The sequence below is a fragment of the Thalassococcus sp. S3 genome (assembly GCF_004216475.1).
In the GTDB taxonomy this organism is placed as follows: domain Bacteria; phylum Pseudomonadota; class Alphaproteobacteria; order Rhodobacterales; family Rhodobacteraceae.
In genome coordinates this window covers 1,930,930-1,947,316 of sequence record NZ_CP022303.1, presented here as the reverse complement: position 1 = coordinate 1,947,316, position 16,387 = coordinate 1,930,930, and the positions used below count along the sequence as shown (strand labels likewise).

At 58.2% G+C, this 16,387-nt stretch carries 20 protein-coding genes; 14 read left to right on the top strand and 6 right to left on the bottom strand.

Annotated features, from left to right (window positions below):
• Positions 1-6: 6 nt before the first annotated feature.
• The 9 genes from CFI11_RS24445 (at position 7) to CFI11_RS09620 (ending at position 4,689) form a co-directional block, all read left to right on the top strand.
• On the top strand, positions 7-1,164 hold the full coding sequence (locus tag CFI11_RS24445; RefSeq protein ID WP_130405374.1) for a hypothetical protein: 1,158 nt from the start codon (positions 7-9) through the stop codon (positions 1,162-1,164).
• A gap of 13 nt (positions 1,165-1,177) precedes the next feature.
• Positions 1,178-1,492 (top strand): hypothetical protein, encoded by a 315-nt coding sequence (locus CFI11_RS09650; protein ID WP_130405372.1) that lies wholly within the window; start codon positions 1,178-1,180, stop codon positions 1,490-1,492.
• A complete protein-coding gene (locus tag CFI11_RS09645) occupies positions 1,492-1,731 on the top strand; it encodes a hypothetical protein (RefSeq protein ID WP_130405370.1) in 240 nt (79 codons plus the stop codon). The genes CFI11_RS09650 and CFI11_RS09645 overlap by 1 nt, the downstream gene beginning before the upstream one ends.
• A 1-nt stretch (position 1,732) precedes the next feature.
• Positions 1,733-2,062 carry a hypothetical protein gene (locus CFI11_RS09640; RefSeq protein WP_130405368.1) on the top strand — a complete coding sequence of 110 codons (330 nt, stop codon included), beginning with the start codon at positions 1,733-1,735 and terminating at the stop codon, positions 2,060-2,062.
• A gap of 132 nt (positions 2,063-2,194) precedes the next feature.
• Positions 2,195-2,347 carry a hypothetical protein gene (locus CFI11_RS24280; RefSeq protein WP_165390231.1) on the top strand — a complete coding sequence of 51 codons (153 nt, stop codon included), beginning with the start codon at positions 2,195-2,197 and terminating at the stop codon, positions 2,345-2,347.
• A gap of 114 nt (positions 2,348-2,461) precedes the next feature.
• The gene (locus CFI11_RS09635) at positions 2,462-2,902 is read left to right on the top strand and encodes a DUF2852 domain-containing protein (protein WP_130405366.1); all 441 of its coding nucleotides are present in this window, start codon (positions 2,462-2,464) and stop codon (positions 2,900-2,902) included.
• Between the two features lie 61 nt (positions 2,903-2,963).
• On the top strand, positions 2,964-3,407 hold the full coding sequence (locus CFI11_RS09630) for an RDD family protein (RefSeq protein WP_130405364.1): 444 nt from the start codon (positions 2,964-2,966) through the stop codon (positions 3,405-3,407).
• Positions 3,408-3,471: 64 nt separating this feature from the next.
• A complete protein-coding gene (locus CFI11_RS09625) occupies positions 3,472-4,290 on the top strand; it encodes an arginyltransferase (RefSeq protein ID WP_130405362.1) in 819 nt (272 codons plus the stop codon).
• Between the two features lie 3 nt (positions 4,291-4,293).
• Complete coding sequence (locus tag CFI11_RS09620; protein ID WP_130405360.1) at positions 4,294-4,689, top strand: VOC family protein; 396 nt, start codon at positions 4,294-4,296, stop codon at positions 4,687-4,689.
• 176 nt (positions 4,690-4,865) lie between these two features.
• Here the strand turns inward: CFI11_RS09620 and CFI11_RS09615 are convergent, their stop codons facing one another.
• Positions 4,866-5,054 carry a hypothetical protein gene (locus tag CFI11_RS09615; protein WP_130405358.1) on the bottom strand — a complete coding sequence of 63 codons (189 nt, stop codon included), beginning with the start codon at positions 5,052-5,054 and terminating at the stop codon, positions 4,866-4,868.
• Positions 5,055-5,149: 95 nt separating this feature from the next.
• Between CFI11_RS09615 and CFI11_RS09610 the strand changes: the two genes are divergently transcribed.
• Positions 5,150-5,656 carry a hypothetical protein gene (locus CFI11_RS09610; protein WP_217358763.1) on the top strand — a complete coding sequence of 169 codons (507 nt, stop codon included), beginning with the start codon at positions 5,150-5,152 and terminating at the stop codon, positions 5,654-5,656.
• A gap of 3 nt (positions 5,657-5,659) precedes the next feature.
• On the opposite strand, the gene CFI11_RS09605 is transcribed toward CFI11_RS09610, so the two are convergent.
• Complete coding sequence (locus CFI11_RS09605) at positions 5,660-6,742, bottom strand: hypothetical protein (protein ID WP_130405354.1); 1,083 nt, start codon at positions 6,740-6,742, stop codon at positions 5,660-5,662.
• Between CFI11_RS09605 and CFI11_RS09600 the strand changes: the two genes are divergently transcribed.
• Positions 6,720-7,409 carry a hypothetical protein gene (locus CFI11_RS09600; protein ID WP_130405352.1) on the top strand — a complete coding sequence of 230 codons (690 nt, stop codon included), beginning with the start codon at positions 6,720-6,722 and terminating at the stop codon, positions 7,407-7,409. The genes CFI11_RS09605 and CFI11_RS09600 overlap by 23 nt on opposite strands.
• Positions 7,410-7,412: 3 nt before the next feature.
• Positions 7,413-8,327 (top strand): hypothetical protein, encoded by a 915-nt coding sequence (locus CFI11_RS09595; RefSeq protein WP_130405350.1) that lies wholly within the window; start codon positions 7,413-7,415, stop codon positions 8,325-8,327.
• A 218-nt stretch (positions 8,328-8,545) separates the two neighbouring features.
• Here the strand turns inward: CFI11_RS09595 and CFI11_RS09590 are convergent, their stop codons facing one another.
• Positions 8,546-9,502: a helix-turn-helix domain-containing protein gene (locus tag CFI11_RS09590; RefSeq protein ID WP_130405348.1), complete on the bottom strand. Its 957-nt coding sequence runs from the start codon at positions 9,500-9,502 to the stop codon at positions 8,546-8,548.
• A 122-nt stretch (positions 9,503-9,624) separates the two neighbouring features.
• Between CFI11_RS09590 and CFI11_RS09585 the strand changes: the two genes are divergently transcribed.
• Positions 9,625-10,635, top strand: a complete 1,011-nt coding sequence (locus tag CFI11_RS09585) for a carbon-nitrogen hydrolase family protein (protein ID WP_130405346.1) — start codon at positions 9,625-9,627, stop codon at positions 10,633-10,635.
• Between the two features lie 60 nt (positions 10,636-10,695).
• A complete protein-coding gene (locus CFI11_RS09580; protein ID WP_130405344.1) occupies positions 10,696-11,385 on the top strand; it encodes a pyridoxamine 5'-phosphate oxidase family protein in 690 nt (229 codons plus the stop codon).
• Between the two features lie 444 nt (positions 11,386-11,829).
• Here the strand turns inward: CFI11_RS09580 and CFI11_RS09575 are convergent, their stop codons facing one another.
• The 3 genes from CFI11_RS09575 to CFI11_RS09565 all read right to left on the bottom strand — a co-directional run bounded on the left by CFI11_RS09575 (position 11,830) and on the right by CFI11_RS09565 (position 16,330).
• Entirely contained in the window at positions 11,830-14,184 is a 2,355-nt protein-coding gene (locus CFI11_RS09575; RefSeq protein ID WP_130405342.1) for a TRAP transporter large permease subunit, read from the bottom strand.
• A 17-nt stretch (positions 14,185-14,201) separates the two neighbouring features.
• A complete protein-coding gene (locus CFI11_RS09570) occupies positions 14,202-15,131 on the bottom strand; it encodes a TRAP transporter small permease subunit (RefSeq protein ID WP_130405340.1) in 930 nt (309 codons plus the stop codon).
• A gap of 113 nt (positions 15,132-15,244) precedes the next feature.
• Positions 15,245-16,330, bottom strand: coding sequence for a TRAP transporter substrate-binding protein (locus CFI11_RS09565; RefSeq protein ID WP_130405338.1), 1,086 nt, complete (start codon positions 16,328-16,330; stop codon positions 15,245-15,247).
• Positions 16,331-16,387: the final 57 nt, after the last annotated feature.

Sequence of the window (16,387 nt, the reverse complement as noted above, 5' to 3'; positions counted from 1 at the left end):
GATCCTATGACCGCATGGTACGATACAGGTTCCGTCGATGTCACCAACGGCAGCACGACGGTAACAGGCACCGGCACCGCCTTCGTGGCGAATGTCCAGCCCGGCGAGGAATTCCGCCTCTCTGGCGGTCAGGTCGGCTATGAGATCATCGCCGTGGTCAGCGACACCGAGATCACGATCAAGCCCGCCTATCTGGGCTCCACACAGGCCGCGCAGGACTATGTGATCGTCCCGGTCCGCGGCTATCCGAAGCGCGCCTATGACGCGCTGGTGAGCGCTCTGGCGACGATCAACGGGTACATCAACGGAGCGCTTTCGGGCATCTTCGATCCGGGCGACGTGGGCGAGCCGGGGATCTCCTTCAGCGGGGACCTCAACACAGGGTTTTTCCAACCCGATGCCAACGAGATCGGCATGGCCACCGCCGGCGTTCAGCGCGCCCGTCTGAACGGCTCCGGGCTCACCCTCGACGTGCCTCTGCGCGGCACGGCCGTTCAGGATGATGAGCTGGACGAAACGGCTGATCGGCTCATGCGCGTGGGGGCCTTTGGCGTGGGCGCGAGCGTGGCCCCGGAGATGGCCGATATCGATGATTTCGACGCGCCGTCGGGGCTCTACCGCACCACCAATGACACGCAGAACATACCCTCTGAATTCCCGATCAACTTTGGGCTTTTGACCGTCCAGCGCTACGGCAACACAAATGTCAGCCAGATCTGGCGCGCGAATTTCGGGGCGGGATCACCATTCACGATCGAGCGGCGCATCATCGATGGCGTGGCCGAGAGCTGGTCGCAGCTCTATGGGCAGTCGAACATTCTGGGCAGTGTGAGCGAGAGTGGCGGCACGCCCACCGGCGCGCTGATCGAGCGGGGCAACAATGCCAATGGACGGTATGCCCGCCTTGCTGACGGCACCCTGATCTGCCAGCAGCTGTTCGATACGCCGGCGACCAACCATGCTTGGACGTTCCCGTCCGCCTTTCAGGCCGTTACTGGCGGATCTCTTACGCTCTCATGGATGGGGCGCCGAGGTGGTCAGCCGATCAATGTCACAGAGGACAACGACCTAACGACCACGGGCGTCACCTTGAATTGCTGGGATAAGGACGGCGCACCGATCTCGGCTGAGATTTTTATGACCGCACAGGGTCGATGGTTCTAAAGAGGAGGCCACGATGAAGATTACACTTTCCCCCACCCGCCGCGATCAGCGTCTGACACTCGAACGCCAAGGCGATCAGCTGATCGTAAACGGAGAGGTGTTTGATTTCGGGCAGCTGGCCGAGGGCGCCACGCTGCCGGCGCGGGCGATCAAATCGCCATGGTTTGCCAACGGCACGGTGATCGCCCGGACGAACGGGGATCTGGCTCTCACTATCGTCCTGCCCCATGGCGAGAAGGCACCGCAGGCCACGCTCTTTCCGGACCCGATCACGGTCACCAAGAACGGGCCGATCGATCTGCCGGCCTATTCAATGGAGGAGAATTGATGGCGCGTCCTGTTTATCGAATTAAGGAAGACACGGTCGAATTCTGTAATGGCCATTCCTGTCGTTTTGATCGGGGGTATTTCGCAGAGCGCCGAATTACCCTTTTCGGAATGCATTTGTTTTGGTGGCCGGTAAAGAATGGCAGATGGCGCCGTAAACTTCACGATGCCCAAATGGATGTCGAAAACGACATGCGGCTGCGGCAACCGCTTTTCATTGTTTACCCGGAGGAGCTGTAAAATGAGCAATATCGATTTCGACCAAATGGTGACGGCCCAGGACAAAGCGGACAAAGCCGCTGCCGACCACATCGCCGCGGTCAAGGCGGAGTGCTCGTCGCGGATCTACGCAGTGTTGAACCCGCCGACCGTTTCGAACATTCAGGGGGCGGCGATTTCGGGGGAGCTGAGCGCGGCCGACATGGACACATTCCGGGCCGGTCGCCTCTGGGTCGATCAGATGCTCGTGGCCTGCCGAACGATGGTTCTGGACCCCTCGAGCGACTACCGCTCCGAGGCCTCCTGGCCGGCCGTTCCGGAGGGTGTGAATGAGCTTGCGGCACGCTATTGAAGGGGTGTTAAACTGCCCTTCGAATCAGCGTCCAAGCGGCCTCCTAAATCGGCCTAAAATGGCCGCTCAGGGGGCCGAAATGACCAAAAATCGCGTTGCTGCAACATTCGTTGTCATTCTCTGAAAAACTCGTTGGCGCGCTACATCCGCGCCTTCTTTGATCCGCGCCTGACCAAATTCGATCTGACCTGGGCCGCTGCGGGCACGCCGCACCATGTTTTCGGCATCGCCCCAGATGTTTTGCTTCGAATAACCGCGGCTCAACTATCTGATTTTACGTCTTAATTCGAAAAAATGTAAAAAACATTCACATGCCCCTTGCAACAGGGCCACCCAATGACGATCTCTGATGATGTGAAACGGCTTTACATTAGCCCTCAACCTTGGAGAGACCCCACGATGACCACGCTGACCGAAACCACCTACGGCACCCAACGCATGGGCTGGTTCGTGCGAAGCGAGGCCTGGCTGGACAGCAAGGGCAAAGGCGCATGGATCGCGGCGATGGTCCTTGGCTTTGTGTTCTTCTGGCCCATCGGCCTTGCGCTATTGATGTATATGATCTGGAGCAAACGCATGTTCGACAAATCCTGCAAGTCTCGCCGCATGGCCCGCTGGAACGGTGCGGGGATGAACGCGATGCGCACGACCGGCAACAGCGCGTTTGATGCTTACAAGGCCGAAACCCTGCGCCGGCTGCAGCAGGAGCAGGACGATTTCGAAGCCTTCCTTGAGCGTCTGCGCGAAGCCAAAGACAAGGCCGAATTCGATCAGTTCATGGATGAGCGGGTGAAGAAGAACGACCGCAACCATGACGACGACGACGATCAAGCAGCCTAAACTGACGCTGACGCTCCCGGATCCTCGCTCCGGGAGCGTCTTTGTTTGAGCGGAGACGATCATGCACAACCTGCCAGACCCGTATCACCAGCCCCAATTCTACGCGTCTGTTCCGGCAAAGCGCTTCTTTGCCTGGGTCATCGACATCGTCCTCACATTTGCGCTGTGTCTTATGATCCTGCCTTTCACCGCCTTTACCGGGATTTTCTTCTTTCCCGCGCTCCTACTCATCGTGGGCTTCTGCTACCGCGTGGTGACGCTGGCCAACGGGTCGGCGACTTTGGGCATGCGCTTCGCGGCGATCGAGCTGCGCACCGCCGACGGCGAACGCTTTGATCTGGGCGCCGCGCTCATGCACACTCTGGGCTACACGGTCTCTTTTGCCATTCCCATTCTCCAGGTCGCCTCTGTCGTGATGATGCTCACCGGCGCACGGGGTCAGGGCCTGACGGACAGCTTCATGGGAAGCGTTGCGCTGAACCGACGCGCTCTTCTGCGCGGCTGACAAGAAAGCCCTTGGCGCCTGTTGGCCCCGTTGCTATCGTGATCCGGATCGACCTGGGACCGACATGCGCCACACACTTCCAATTGCTCCTCAATTCTATGTGACGGCCCCGCAGCCCTGCCCCTATCTGGAGGGGCGGATGGAGCGGAAGTTGTTCACGGCGCTTCAGGGCGAAAACGCAGAAAAGCTGAATAATAGCCTGTCGCAGCAGGGGTTTCGCCGTTCTCAGAATGTGCTTTACCGCCCGTCCTGCGCCGAATGCTCGGCCTGCCTGTCCGCGCGCATCAACGTGGCCGCCTTCACCGCCAGCAAGAGCCAGAAGCGGACGGCCAGACGCAATGCCCATGTCGACCGGCGGGCCACCTCGCCCTGGGCGACGGAGGATCAATATGACCTCTTCCGCCGCTACCTCGACGATCGTCACGCCGCGGGCGGCATGGCGGATATGGATGTGTTCGAATTTTCAGCGATGATCGAGGAAACACCGATCCGCAGCCGGGTGATCGAGTATACCGAGCCTGGCAACGATCTGATCGGTGTCAGCCTGACCGACGTGCTCGAAGACGGGCTCAGCATGGTGTATTCCTTCTACGCGCCTGATCGCCCCAAGCAGAGCCTTGGAACCTACATGATCCTCGATCACGTGGATATCGCGCGCGAGGCGGGCCTGCCTTACGTCTATCTGGGCTATTGGGTGCCAGGCAGCCAGAAGATGGGGTACAAGGCCAAGTTTTCGGGGCTTGAGATCTATGTGGGCGGAGAGTGGCAAAAGATGACCGACCCCTCACAATACGGCGCCGACACGCATCCGCTGTCCAACGACCCGATCGCGGAACAGGTGGCCAATATCCACCTGCCCGACCGCCGCCCGACGACACGCTAAGGCGTGGCGGGCCAATCGCTTCATGCCGTCACCCTTGTGGTGCGCGACTATGACGAGGCGCTGGCCTTCTACCAATCCATTGGATTTGAATGCCTGCAGGACATCGATCTGGGCGACGGCAAACGCTGGGTCCGTGTCGCCCCGCCGGGCGGCGCCTCAGGCTCCTTGCTGCTGGCCAAGGCGCAAGGAGGTCTGCAGGAAGCCAGTATCGGCAACCAGACCGGCGGGCGCGTTGGCTTCTTTCTGGAAACGGATGATTTCATGCGCGACTACGACACGATGCGCGAGCAGGGTGTCGTGTTCGAGGAAGAGCCACGACACGAACCCTATGGCATCGTCGCTGTCTGGCGTGATCTCTACGGCAATCGATGGGATCTGCTGCAGCTCTCCGGCGCCTGAGCATCTGACTTTTGGCACCCGTCAGGCCAACGGTTGCTTTTCATTTGCAGCTCCCTGCCAAGCGGACCATCAATAACGATCACGGACCTGCGCAAAAGCCACGGTTCTCTATCGGCAAACGAAAACCGTACCGCGCCAGATTGAGTAGTGTTGATGCAGCGTTTACCGATTGCATTTCAAGTAAATACAGACATGCGGCTGCTGGACGTCTTTTGATCTGAAAAGCGCAAAAGGCTGCCGCCCGAGGATCGGTTTGCGATCAGCAGAAAAGCCTTGTCTGTTACGCGGTTTTCAGATCCCCTGCTGTCAATTCTTGCCAATGTGGAAATTGACGATGAAACTCTTTGCAGCTCTTCTTTTTGCATGCCTCCCAAGTTTTGCGATGTCGCAGGGTCTGACACCTGAACAATTGCGCGCGCAACTCGATGAACGCTCGAGTTCGAACAGCGCATTCCGGGACATGTTAAACGATCCGGATCCGGCGCGGTCGAGGGCCGCGATGGAGCTGATGATCGAAAGCAATGAGCCGCAATTGGTCAGACTTGCCATTGATCATGGCCTACTGTCTGCAACGCCCGAAGTGAGAGCCTATGCCCTGCGGGCATTCTTGGACACGAGACCAACGCTTTTGGTTCAGGTCACGTTGCCGGACGATGTTCCTGAGAAGTTTGAAGGTCACTTCAGACATGTGACAGACGGCACGATCCTGTCGAATGGAACGGCGACCTATAGGCTGAATGTAGGCATGTTCCACGCAGAGAAGAACTGTTACCTGGAAACGGGGCATGATTGGTGCGGGATCGCAATAACCCCCGATGGTGTGGCGATGAGCACAAGAGCACACGGCAATTCCGGCCGGTGGACCTACACCAACCTCACCTTCCAAGACAGCGGCCAGTTGGCTGGATCGACGACGGTTTGGGACGTGCCCGGTGGGTTCACCACCTCTCTCACTCTGACGCCTTGAGGGTTATTCAACCCTCACGGATCGCACAGCGATTTCACCCTCGGTCCACGTTCCCAGGAACCTGAGCCGGATCCACCGCGCGTTGCGTGCCGCCAGCATCCCGGTGTCAAAAGCGCCGTCAGGTGTCATGCGTCCTTGCGTCCAGAACCTGAATCTCCGGGGGGTTTCTTCGGTGCTTAAGGACACCACAATCTGATTTGGAACGGCATAGCCCTGGGCCTCGGCCTCGACTTCAACGCGGTTCACGCGTTGAACGGCTTCGTGGTCCAAACGCAATACGACGTCAAAAGGCACACCTGAACCGGTGACAAACAGTCCGTCGGACAACACGTTCGCAGGCCCAAACTGTGGCAAGGTGGGCGGCGCGGTGCTCGTTACGGATCGAATCGCAATGCCGCTGATGTGTTCTGCGGGCACTTTGGTCTCACTCAGCGCCGCCAATTGGTAGGCGCGCCCCTGCTCTTCGGCAAAGCGGCTCACGTTGAGAAGTATTTCTTCGGCCCGGATAAACCGCGCTTGGTTGACGCCGTCGGACTCAATCGCCATGCCCACTGGTCTGGAACCAACAAAGGCAAACGCGCCGGATGTCCCCTGACCAATGGATAAGCCGTCATTTGCAATCTCGGCTTCCAGCGTGAGGTAATCCCGCTTTGTAACCTGCATCTTCGTTCGCATTTCCTGACCAGCCCGAGTGATGCGGATCAGATTGATCTCTCTTGCCGTGCGCGTTTGGTCGCTGGGCTTGAGCTGCTCCACCCTTGCGACACATCTTGAATTGATAACCCCCTGATCAGGAACAGCAATTGCCAAATCCATGCCGTCCCAAAAGGGTTTGAGAACCGTGGCCTGATCACTCACAACAGGGGCTGCCGTGGAAATCGTAATCTTCGGCAATGGTCCTGCGACATGTTCGGGCAAAGCAACAAAACAGGACCCTTCGCTTAGAAACATCCAGCCATACCCCCATTCCCCCAAACCGTTTTGAATACGCACGGTTTGGCTGTTCCCAGGGTTTGCGGCTGTGATCGAAATCAATAATACTAACAACAAAGGGAGGTATACGGTGCGAAAATTACTCAAAAACATACTTCTCCTCTTGGCCCTCGCGCCAATTGCCAATGCAGTCTCCGCAGAGACTCTGCGCCTCACAACCAACCCATTTCAAGAAGATGTTCTGCCTTCGGCCAGAATTTCAGGAAGCATGGTCATGGGGGTCCAACAACAGGGACGCGGCTCGGGCGTGATCGATCTGAAGGCCTTTGTCCCCGCAGCCTGGGCCGGAGAGACGCTTTGCATGCGCGTGGTCTCTTCAAACGGTCTTTATGAGGCTGCGAACGAATATAGTGTTCCACTTGCCTGGCAAGGCGGCGTCGCAGCGCTCCCCTACCCCACCCGGTATGAGGATCGCCTTGGTCAGATGGTACAGAACGAGCTTGGGGCGCGCCTGCAACTGGGAGAGTGCTCCAGCAAGAACGTTGAAGCGACAGTCGTAAGTTGGAATGATGGCGCGCGAAAGGCAAGAAGCCTCTTGCTGAACTCTTTTCAAGCCGAGGCTGTGTTTGTGTACATTGAAGGCCAGGCCCGGCCTATTCGTTGCGATCCGATTACCCTGGAAGGAAGAACAGCATTTGACACAAGCTGCACCATGCAGGTCGTGGACACTGATCGACCGACCGAGATTGAAATTCTGCGTATCGTTGATGGAAATGCCGCTCCATCTACGAAAGTTCGTGTTTGGCTTAACGCGCTCTAGGCCATGACCCGAAAGGTAATTGCTCCAGCACTCAAAATAGTGACCTGGCCGCTTGGGTTCATTCGAGGTCCCGCCCAGGTCTTTTTTGTCAGCGCCATGTTCTTTTTGGCCACATTTCTGGTGCTGACCGTTGCAACGGCCAACCGAAGTTTCCTGATTGAAGCGCACACAACAACCCTGGACGTGGTGTTTGGCGAGGGCCAGAATGTCTGGCGCTTGCCAGAGGCAACGGTTTGCATCCCGTTAGATGTGCCAGACTTCGCCTCGAAAGGACCATGTGGCATCGCCTTTGAGGCTAAAGGAGAACCGTCAGAGGCGATTATTTCTTGGGCCGAAAACACCAAGATCAACGTGTCGACGCAGTCTGATGCGCTACAGATCACCGTTCTGGAGGCCCCAGGATCGGATATGATCGAAAGGAGCTATTTTCTCCTTTCCGCGAAATCCTGGAAAAGCGCGGGCGCTCTCACGTTTCGCGCGTCAGTCATCGTGGGACAGGACCTGCAATCGGGATCACGAAACCTGCTCTTGAACGGAAGATGGGAGGCCCGAGAGGCCGGCTTGGTCACGTCTTTCTTTCGAAACGTGACGGAGGTTGTAAAACAAGGCACTCTTCCAGCCGGCTCCAAAGCGACCGTATTGATCGATGGCAATCCGGCACGGGTCTATGGGCATTTTACCCAATCGGAAGACAACACCTTGTACGTCAATGTGGTGTCGCAGCTTGGAAACACAGCCCTGCAACTCAACAGCTTTGGTCTTGATGAACCCATACTGATTGAACCCGATTGGGTGGACTCCGCGATCTCCAGTCCTCTTCTTTTGGCTCTCGCAGTGTTTTTCTCGATCCTGGCCTCAGCGAGCCAGGTGTTTTCAGACACATCATCGATAACACCTAGAAAAGAGGCGGAGGAATAGCCCGTCTTCGGTTTTTGGTATGACCTGAGGCTGGGTTTGGCCCATCCAGCCAAACAACCTGCAAGACTTTCAGCTTCTACAGGTGTCTTTAGTTCGGGATGGGGATCTCGGATCAGCAGGCCCGTAACGACTTCTGTCCCGACCGAAAGGGTTCAAGCGACACGCGGTCAGTTGGACGAAAGCATCCACGGATCACCAAGACTTCGCCGCCAAGCGTCTTACGCTTTCTGACGCGCCCGATAACTTCGGGGGCTTTCCCCGAAATGGTTGCGGAACGTCGTCGAGAAATTCTGGCTGTTCGAAAAACCATGGCGAAAAGCGATCTCGCTGATCGTTTGCTGCGCATAGCGGGGGTCGCTCAGGTCGGCCGACACCCTCTCAAGCCGCATCCGGCGAATGAACGCACTGATCGACTCGTCTTGCTTTGAGAAGATGTCGTTCAGGCGGCGCACCGACATGCCGACATCCAGCGCAACGCGGTTGCGGTCCAAGTTCGGATCGTTGAGATTGGCGCGGATGAAGGACTTGGCGCGCAGCATCACGTGTTGTTCAGGTGACGACAGTTCGAGCTTATGGGACCCATGCGCCGCCACGCCGGTGGCAATCAGGTCGATCAGCGTATCCTGCACCAGCGCTTGCAGCATCGCATTTGGCGAATTGATATGGTCGGCAAAGGCCAGAACGTTTTCCCCCACCAGCTTGCCAATCCCTGCTTGGCCATCGATCCGGCATGCCGTCAGCAACTCGGCATTGGGCAGTCTTTCCAGCAGCTTCGACGCCGGAAGCTGCACGACCGTCTGGCTGAAATCGTCTGTCAGCTGCAATGTATAGGGCGCGGTACTGGCATAGAGCGCCATGTCACCTGGCCGCAGAACCGCCGTTTTACCGAATTGGCTGACGGACGAGACGTTGGAGGTTTGCAGGCTGAGCAGGAAATAGGATTCCGTTGCCGACCGGATGTCACGGTTGCGACGCCGAACCCGATGCTGCTGTCCACTGACACGGGAAATCGACAGCACATTGTGCTTCGCGATTTCAATTACACCTCTGAATTCCGGTGTTTTTTCGACCTCACACCCAAGTTGAACGTAGCTGGCGCAGACAGATTCCCGCCAATAGGCCAAGCGGTCGCCTGGGGGAACATCGTTCGTGTCGTAGCGTGTTTGAGCATCCATCCTTCGCCATCCTCACGAAAAGCCTGCGCTTTTTTCCCAAAAAGGCAAGTTTTTCCGCCCAGAGCCAAAAGCGGGGCGTTGTGATTGCCTGCAAGCTTTCTGGGTCACAACGGAGGTGCACAATGTCTACGCAAGCCAAAGTCGCCGCGGTTCAGGCCGCTCCTTGCTTCCTTGATTTGAACGCCGGTATCGATAAAGCCATCGGCCTGATCGAAGAGGCCGCCAAGAACGGCGCCAGCCTGATCGCCTTCAGCGAAACGTGGTTGCCGGGTTATCCGAACCATATCTGGCTTGGGCCGGTGGCTTGGCAGATGCAGTTCGTGGGTCGCTACTTCGACAACTCCATCGAAGCGGGCAGCCCGGAAGAGGCCCGGATCGCGAAAGCCGCGCGCGACAACAACATCCAGGTGTCGATGGGATGCTCAGAACGCGATGGCGGTTCGCTCTACATCGCGCAGTGGCATTTTGACGAACAGGGTGAGGTGATAAATCGCCGCCGCAAGCTGAAGCCGACGCATGTGGAACGCACCGTGTTTGGCGAAGGGGATGGTTCGGATCTGAATGTTGTGGACACCGCCATTGGCCGCGTCGGCCAATTGGCCTGCTGGGAACACCTTCAGCCCCTGTCGAAATACGCGATGTACGCTCAAAACGAGCAAATCCACATTGCGGCATGGCCCAACCTTTCGCTTTACGAAGGCACTGCCTATGCGCTGGGTCATCAGGTGAACAATGCGGCGTCCCAGATCTACGCCGTGGAAGGGTCTTGCTTTGTCCTGGCCCCCTGCGCCCTTGTTACGAAGGACATGCAGGACATGCTCTGCGAAGGGAACCCTGAGAAAGAGGCGCTTTGCCCCGTGGGTGGTGGCTACACCGCGATCTTTGCACCGGATGGTTCGGAGATTGCCGAACGTATCCCGCACGATCAGGAAGGTATCGTGTATGCCGATATCGATCTGCACATGATTGGCTATGCCAAGGCGGCGGCAGATCCGGCCGGCCACTATGCCAAGCGCGACAGCACAAGACTGCTTATCAACCGCAAGAAACAGCGCGCCGTGCTGAGTTTCGACGACGCGCCTGGTTGGGAAGAGGTCACGGAACGAGCCGAAGACCTGGAAGCCGCCGAATAGTCGCTGCCTCTCCGGCCTCGTTCGCGGGGCCGCTTTCCACAGGTTCAACAGGAGTGAAGCATGACAGAGTCAAAACCAGCCATTCCATCCCATGAAGAGTTCTACACGGATGCACAGCGCAAGCTGCAATCTGAAAACGGGCATGAAAAACTGTCACATGCCGTCATCCAGGCCATCGCCCGCAATGAGTTGGAGGAGTATCACATCGAATATATCGAAACCCGCGATTACTTCTTCTTGTCCACCGTCACAGCAGACGGCGAACCGACCGTGTCCTACAAGGGAGGGCCGGTTGGATTTGTGAAGTCTTTGGGGAACAACACGCTCGTCTTTCCAAACTACGATGGGAACGGGATGTGGCTATCGATGGGCAACATCGATGCGGCCAGCAAAGTGGGCATGCTGTTCATAGATTTCGAGACGCCGTGGCGGTTACGCGTGCAGGGCGATGCCAAGGTTTCAAAAGACCCGGACCTGATGGCCCATTTCCCGGGCTGCAACATGGTCGCGGTGGTCAATGTCACCCGGGTCTTCCAGAACTGCGCCCGCATGATCCATAAACACAAACGGGTGGAGCCGCACTCGATCTATGTGCCTGATGCAGATGGCAAACAACCCTATCCTGCCTGGAAACGCATCGATGCCATTCAAGACTACCTTCACCCGGACGACAAAGGCAGAGCGGCGACCGAAGGCGGCACGATTTCAGAAGAGGAATACATGGGCAAGGTTATGGACGGCTCCTCCTGAAAGCTTGTGACTGGCGCCCGACGTCTAAATTTCAGCGCGCGTTCGAAAAAGGAGGTGACGGAGGCAAGTCGGAGCCTTTGCATGCGATGCTCTGCGATCGTCCCTATGCACCCAATCGTCTCGGCAGCGCGCGCTGACACCGAGAGTTTAAAAAGCTGCCTGAATAGCCGCTGTCTGATGGCAGGGTCTGCAAGCGCATCGGGTCGGATTGAGCCTGATTTGCGCAATTCTGGATCCTGTACTCTAGCCCGGCACCCTCATTCAGCCCAATGATGTGCTTCGCCCTCATGACCCTCAAGGCGGCTATCCGCTTTTGATAAGGTCAATCCAGCACTGACTTTCACAAACTAAAGATCGGAAGAAGGACCAGCGCGAGAACACATTGCGCGTCGCAAAAAAGCGAAAGGGCCCCGGTGGGCCCTTTGCTTTTCAAATCCCGCCGGATCAGTTCGGTATCAGGTCTGGTACGAACGTTACGATCCCGGGGAAGGTCCAGAGCAAGGCGAGCCCTGCCACCTGGATCAGCACGAAGGGTAGGATCCCGCGATAGATGTGCCCGGTGGTGACCTCTTTCGGTGCGACCCCTCGGAGATAGAAGAGCGCAAAGCCAAAGGGCGGCGTGAGGAACGAGGTCTGCAGGTTCACGGCCACCATGATCGTGACCCATTTCGGATCGAACGATCCGCCATAGATCACCGGTCCGACGATGGGGATCACGATGTAGATGATCTCCAGGAAGTCCAGAACGAAGCCGAGGACGAAGAGCACCAGCATCACCAGCAGGAACACCGTGAACTCGTTGTCAAAGCTGCGCAGGAATTGCTGGATGTAGTGCTCACCCCCGAACGAGATCACCACCAGGTTCAAAAGCTGCGACCCGATCAGGATGGTGAAGACCATGGAGGTCACCTTGGCCGTTTCCCGAACCACAGGCGTCAGAACACCAGACGCAAACAGCACCCAGCATCCGAACAGAAGCCCGAAGAGCGCATAGAGATAGGCCGCGTAAGCCACGAAGAAGGCGATCCAGCTTTCCGCGCTGACGTTACCCTGGTTGATCCGTAGATCGAAGTTCACCCCGACCAGGATACAGATGATGATCGCGAAGGTTGACCAGATGATCACCATGCCCGACCGGTTCTGATCCTTCAGCTTCCGGTAAGCCGCAAGCATGATCGCTCCACCTGCGCCCAAGGCGGCCGCCGGGGTCGGGTTGGTGATCCCGCCCAGAATGGAGCCGAGCACGGCGATGATCAGCACCAGAGGCGGAAAGACGACCCGTATCAGCTCGTTCTGCGCCAGCCTCTGCGCGGCGAAGCGGCAGGCATAGAGCACGATGGCCACCGGAATGGCCATCATGACCCATTCCGCGCCCGATGATGTGGTCGGCCTGACAAACAGCACGTCGACCATCAGCATCAGTACGATCCCGATGCCCCCGATCAACAGTGGGCGTGGATCGCTGGAGGGAGAGACCCCCCGCGCGGTCGTCAGCACCAGCGCAAGCATCACGGCAAGGATGGCAACGCCCGATCCGATCGGTGCGGCGTTGGCGATCTTGGCGTCACGGGCCGCGGCAATCTCTTCCGGGCTCAGGCGTGTGCTTTGCTGAACGCCGCCGGCCTCGTCGATGGCTGCCTGTTCGGCCAAGGCCCTGTCCCAGGCGACCTGACCATGCAGCTCGATCATCGACGCCTGACACTCCGGCCCGACATTGGTGCGCAGGCTCGCGCCCTCCCCCAGATCGGAGAAGGCAGAGACCGAGATGTTCTGGCTGCCGATCACGTTCACGCTCGACAGCATGATCGCACCACCGATCAGGGCAATGGGCGCCCCGATGAACCACAGCAGCCCTTCGTTCCGGGTCACGGGCTCGTTATTCGTGCTGCCCATTTCCACCGCCGGCGCCTTGCTGGGATTGAGCAAGGCATACCCAAAGGCATAAAGAGCATAGAGCATCGCGAGCATGATGCCGGGCACCAGAGCGGCCTGGAACAGCGTGCCGACCGACACCACCGCAGGCTCGCCCAGATAGGTCAACGCATCGGTACAGCCGGCCGCGGTCGCACGCTGCTCTTGCGCGGCGGAGTATAGGTCACCGGCAAGCGTGCCCAAAAGGACGATCACGATAGAGGGCGGGATGATCTGACCCAACGTGCCGGAGGCAGCAATCACACCGGTCGCCAGCTCGGGCGAGTAGTTGTTGCGCAACATGGTCGGCAGGGCCAGCAGGCCCATGGTCACCACTGTTGCACCGACGATACCGGTCGATGCCGCCAGAAACGCACCCACGACGACGATGGACACCGCCAGGCCGCCGGGAAGCGGGCCAAACACGCGCGCCATCGTGGTCAGAAGGTCGTTTGCGATCTTCGACCGCTCCAGCGTGATGCCCATCAGAACGAACATCAGCACGGCCAGAAGCGTTTCGATGGATTGACCGGCCAGAACACGTTCGTTGATCCGGTTCACGATGAACGACACGTTCCGGTCCAGCGCGGTTTCCCATCCGCTGGGGAAGACCGGCTCGCCGATCCTGGGAAGCTCCGGATATCGGAAGATCGAAATGCTGTCGTCATCGACGCCGGAATTGACCAGGTCCCGGTAGGCTTGTGAGCCCGTATCGATGGCCTGGTGGATCAAAAGGCCGGCACTGTCGAGCGCGGCGATGATCCCGAAGGAAATGATACCGGCCCCGCCGATGGCGAACGCCACCGGGAAACCGGAGAGGATGCCTCCGAAAAGGCAGAAGAACACGATGATCAGGCCGACTTCGACGCCATCAAGACCGAATAGCATAGCTGCTGTCCCTTAGATTAATGAGCGCCTTCGTAGGCTTCTTCACCTTCGCCAAGGCTGTCCTTGTCGAGGTATTTGTTTTCGCTCTCTTCGCCCTCGCGCCATTCCAGGTAGGACCGGTAGAAGAACGCCACGGCATGAATGAACACCATCGCGGCAAAGGCGCAGAGCAGGATTTTGAACAGGAAGTATCCGTTGAATCCGTTGGGGCTGAACCCGATCGTCTCGACATTCCAACGCAGCGCACGCGACTTGAGAAGCAGCCGGTCCAGCGTGTCGGAGGCCGAAGGTTTCGGCACGATCAAGTGACGCCAGAGGAAGTACCAGCCATACATCCATGTCAGAACCGCGGCCGGCATCATGAAGAGGATGCACCCGCACATATCGATGACCTTCTTGGTCCGAAACCGAACCGCGGAATAGATCAGATCGACGCGAACATGTCCGCCCTGCACGAACGTGTAAGCGGCGCAAAGGCACACGACGAGCGCGTTATAAAGCTTCAACTCTTCGGCAAACCAGGAAATGTCGAATTGAAGCGGGATACCGAAGCCGATGGAGATGTCAGGGCGGGTAAAGATCCGCTGCATGAACACGATGACGATCTGTTGCAGGACCATCAAGAGGCCGGCCCAGGCAAAAAATCGACCCACCGTGTTGGCAAAGCCTTCAAGAACGCGAACGACACCCCAAAGGATGTTGGTGCGCCACATCCCGACGGCAGTCAACAAAAGGAAGGCCGTGAACACGACGAAGAAAAACTCAACCGATCCGCCATAGTAGACAAAGCGCATGATCGCTTCGTTTTCGGACCAGTTCAGCCAAAGACCTGGATTAAACACGGCCGTGAAGAAATTCACGAAGGCCATTCCAATATTGGTGATGAGCCAGATCAGCGCATCTAGGATCAGCCCGAGGCCGCCGCCGCTTGCAGCGTCTTCCTGCATAATTTCCCCCACCAGCCCCTCTTCCAGGGCCGCTCACGTCATTTTCAGTACGAGCTTACGCCCGAACGGGGCCCGGCTGGTATGCCGGGCCCCGTCTTCTCTACACTTGGCGATTAGCCGCCCAGAACGCGGTTGCGCTGCTCGACGTAGTATCCGTCGGATTGAAGGATCCACTCGGAGCTCGCCGCGAGCGACTCTTCAAAGCCCTTGCGGATATCCGCGAAGATCTCGTCGCCCATGTTCTCGTCCATGACCTCTTTCGACGCCGCGCCGAACGCATCCCAGACATCATCGGGGAATTGCATCGTTTTCACGCCCTGAGACTGCAGACGCTTCAGCGCGGCACCGTTGTTGGCCAGCGTTTCGGCCAGCTGCGTGTGCGTGGTGGCCATCGCGGCGTTCGCGATGATCGCCTGATGCGCCGGCGACAGGTCGTTGTAGACGTCGAGGTTGACGGCGGCAGAGAGGCCTGAGCCCGGCTCGTGGAAGCCGGCGGTGTAGTAGACCTTGGCCACTTCCTGGAAGCCTGCCCGCTCGTCCGCGAACGGACCAACCCACTCCAGACCGTCCAGCGCGCCCGAGGACAGCGCCTGATAAAGCTCGCCGCCAGGGATGTTCTGGACCGATGCGCCCAGCTTGCCCAGCACCTTGCCGCCCAGGCCCGGCATCCGGAATTTCAGACCGTTGAAGTCCGCGGCCGAGTTGATCTCGTTGCGGAACCAGCCACCCGACTGGGAACCGGAGTTGCCGGCAAGGAAGGACTTCAGGTTGAAGATCTCGCCCAGCATGTTGTGCGCTTCGTGACCGCCACCGTGATGATACCAGTTGGTCAGCTCCTGCGCCGTCGCACCGAAAGGCACAGCCGTGAAATAGGCATAAGCCGGGTGCTGACCGATGAAGTAGTAGTCAGCCGAGTGGTAGAGGTCCGCCTGGCCCGACGACACAGCGTCAAAGACTTCGAACGCGCCGACCAGTTCGCCGGGCGCTTTCTTTTCGATGGTCAGCGTGCCGTCGGACATCGCACCAACCATGTTTTCAAAGTACGTCGCAGCGTCATCCAGCACTGCGAAACCACGTGGCCACGATGTGACCATGGTCAGCTTGCGGTTGCCCTGAGCGTATGCAGGCGCCGCCAGCGTAGCCGCTGCGGCAGCTGTCCCACCCAGCGCCGAGTTTTTTAGAAATGAACGACGATCCATAGAGTCACTCCTCCCATTTATAAGATGCCCGTCCCCAAGTCCGGGCGGATCGTTAAA

What these genes read in the sequence shown, in the direction of transcription:
- CFI11_RS09610 (WP_217358763.1), top strand. Translation starts at nt 5,150, where the DNA reads ATGTTAAACGATCCGGATCCGGCGCGGTCGAGGGCCGCGATGGAGCTG.
- CFI11_RS09630 (WP_130405364.1), top strand. Translation starts at nt 2,964, where the DNA reads ATGCACAACCTGCCAGACCCGTATCACCAGCCCCAATTCTACGCGTCT.
- CFI11_RS09615 (WP_130405358.1), bottom strand. Translation starts at nt 5,054, where the DNA reads ATGCAAAAAGAAGAGCTGCAAAGAGTTTCATCGTCAATTTCCACATTG.
- CFI11_RS09640 (WP_130405368.1), top strand. Translation starts at nt 1,733, where the DNA reads ATGAGCAATATCGATTTCGACCAAATGGTGACGGCCCAGGACAAAGCG.
- CFI11_RS09635 (WP_130405366.1), top strand. Translation starts at nt 2,462, where the DNA reads ATGACCACGCTGACCGAAACCACCTACGGCACCCAACGCATGGGCTGG.
- CFI11_RS09595 (WP_130405350.1), top strand. Translation starts at nt 7,413, where the DNA reads ATGACCCGAAAGGTAATTGCTCCAGCACTCAAAATAGTGACCTGGCCG.
- CFI11_RS09605 (WP_130405354.1), bottom strand. Translation starts at nt 6,742, where the DNA reads ATGTTTTTGAGTAATTTTCGCACCGTATACCTCCCTTTGTTGTTAGTA.
- CFI11_RS09580 (WP_130405344.1), top strand. Translation starts at nt 10,696, where the DNA reads ATGACAGAGTCAAAACCAGCCATTCCATCCCATGAAGAGTTCTACACG.
- CFI11_RS09590 (WP_130405348.1), bottom strand. Translation starts at nt 9,502, where the DNA reads ATGGATGCTCAAACACGCTACGACACGAACGATGTTCCCCCAGGCGAC.
- CFI11_RS09570 (WP_130405340.1), bottom strand. Translation starts at nt 15,131, where the DNA reads ATGCAGGAAGACGCTGCAAGCGGCGGCGGCCTCGGGCTGATCCTAGAT.
- CFI11_RS09585 (WP_130405346.1), top strand. Translation starts at nt 9,625, where the DNA reads ATGTCTACGCAAGCCAAAGTCGCCGCGGTTCAGGCCGCTCCTTGCTTC.
- CFI11_RS09650 (WP_130405372.1), top strand. Translation starts at nt 1,178, where the DNA reads ATGAAGATTACACTTTCCCCCACCCGCCGCGATCAGCGTCTGACACTC.
- CFI11_RS09645 (WP_130405370.1), top strand. Translation starts at nt 1,492, where the DNA reads ATGGCGCGTCCTGTTTATCGAATTAAGGAAGACACGGTCGAATTCTGT.
- CFI11_RS09565 (WP_130405338.1), bottom strand. Translation starts at nt 16,330, where the DNA reads ATGGATCGTCGTTCATTTCTAAAAAACTCGGCGCTGGGTGGGACAGCT.
- CFI11_RS09625 (WP_130405362.1), top strand. Translation starts at nt 3,472, where the DNA reads ATGCGCCACACACTTCCAATTGCTCCTCAATTCTATGTGACGGCCCCG.
- CFI11_RS24445 (WP_130405374.1), top strand. Translation starts at nt 7, where the DNA reads ATGACCGCATGGTACGATACAGGTTCCGTCGATGTCACCAACGGCAGC.
- CFI11_RS09575 (WP_130405342.1), bottom strand. Translation starts at nt 14,184, where the DNA reads ATGCTATTCGGTCTTGATGGCGTCGAAGTCGGCCTGATCATCGTGTTC.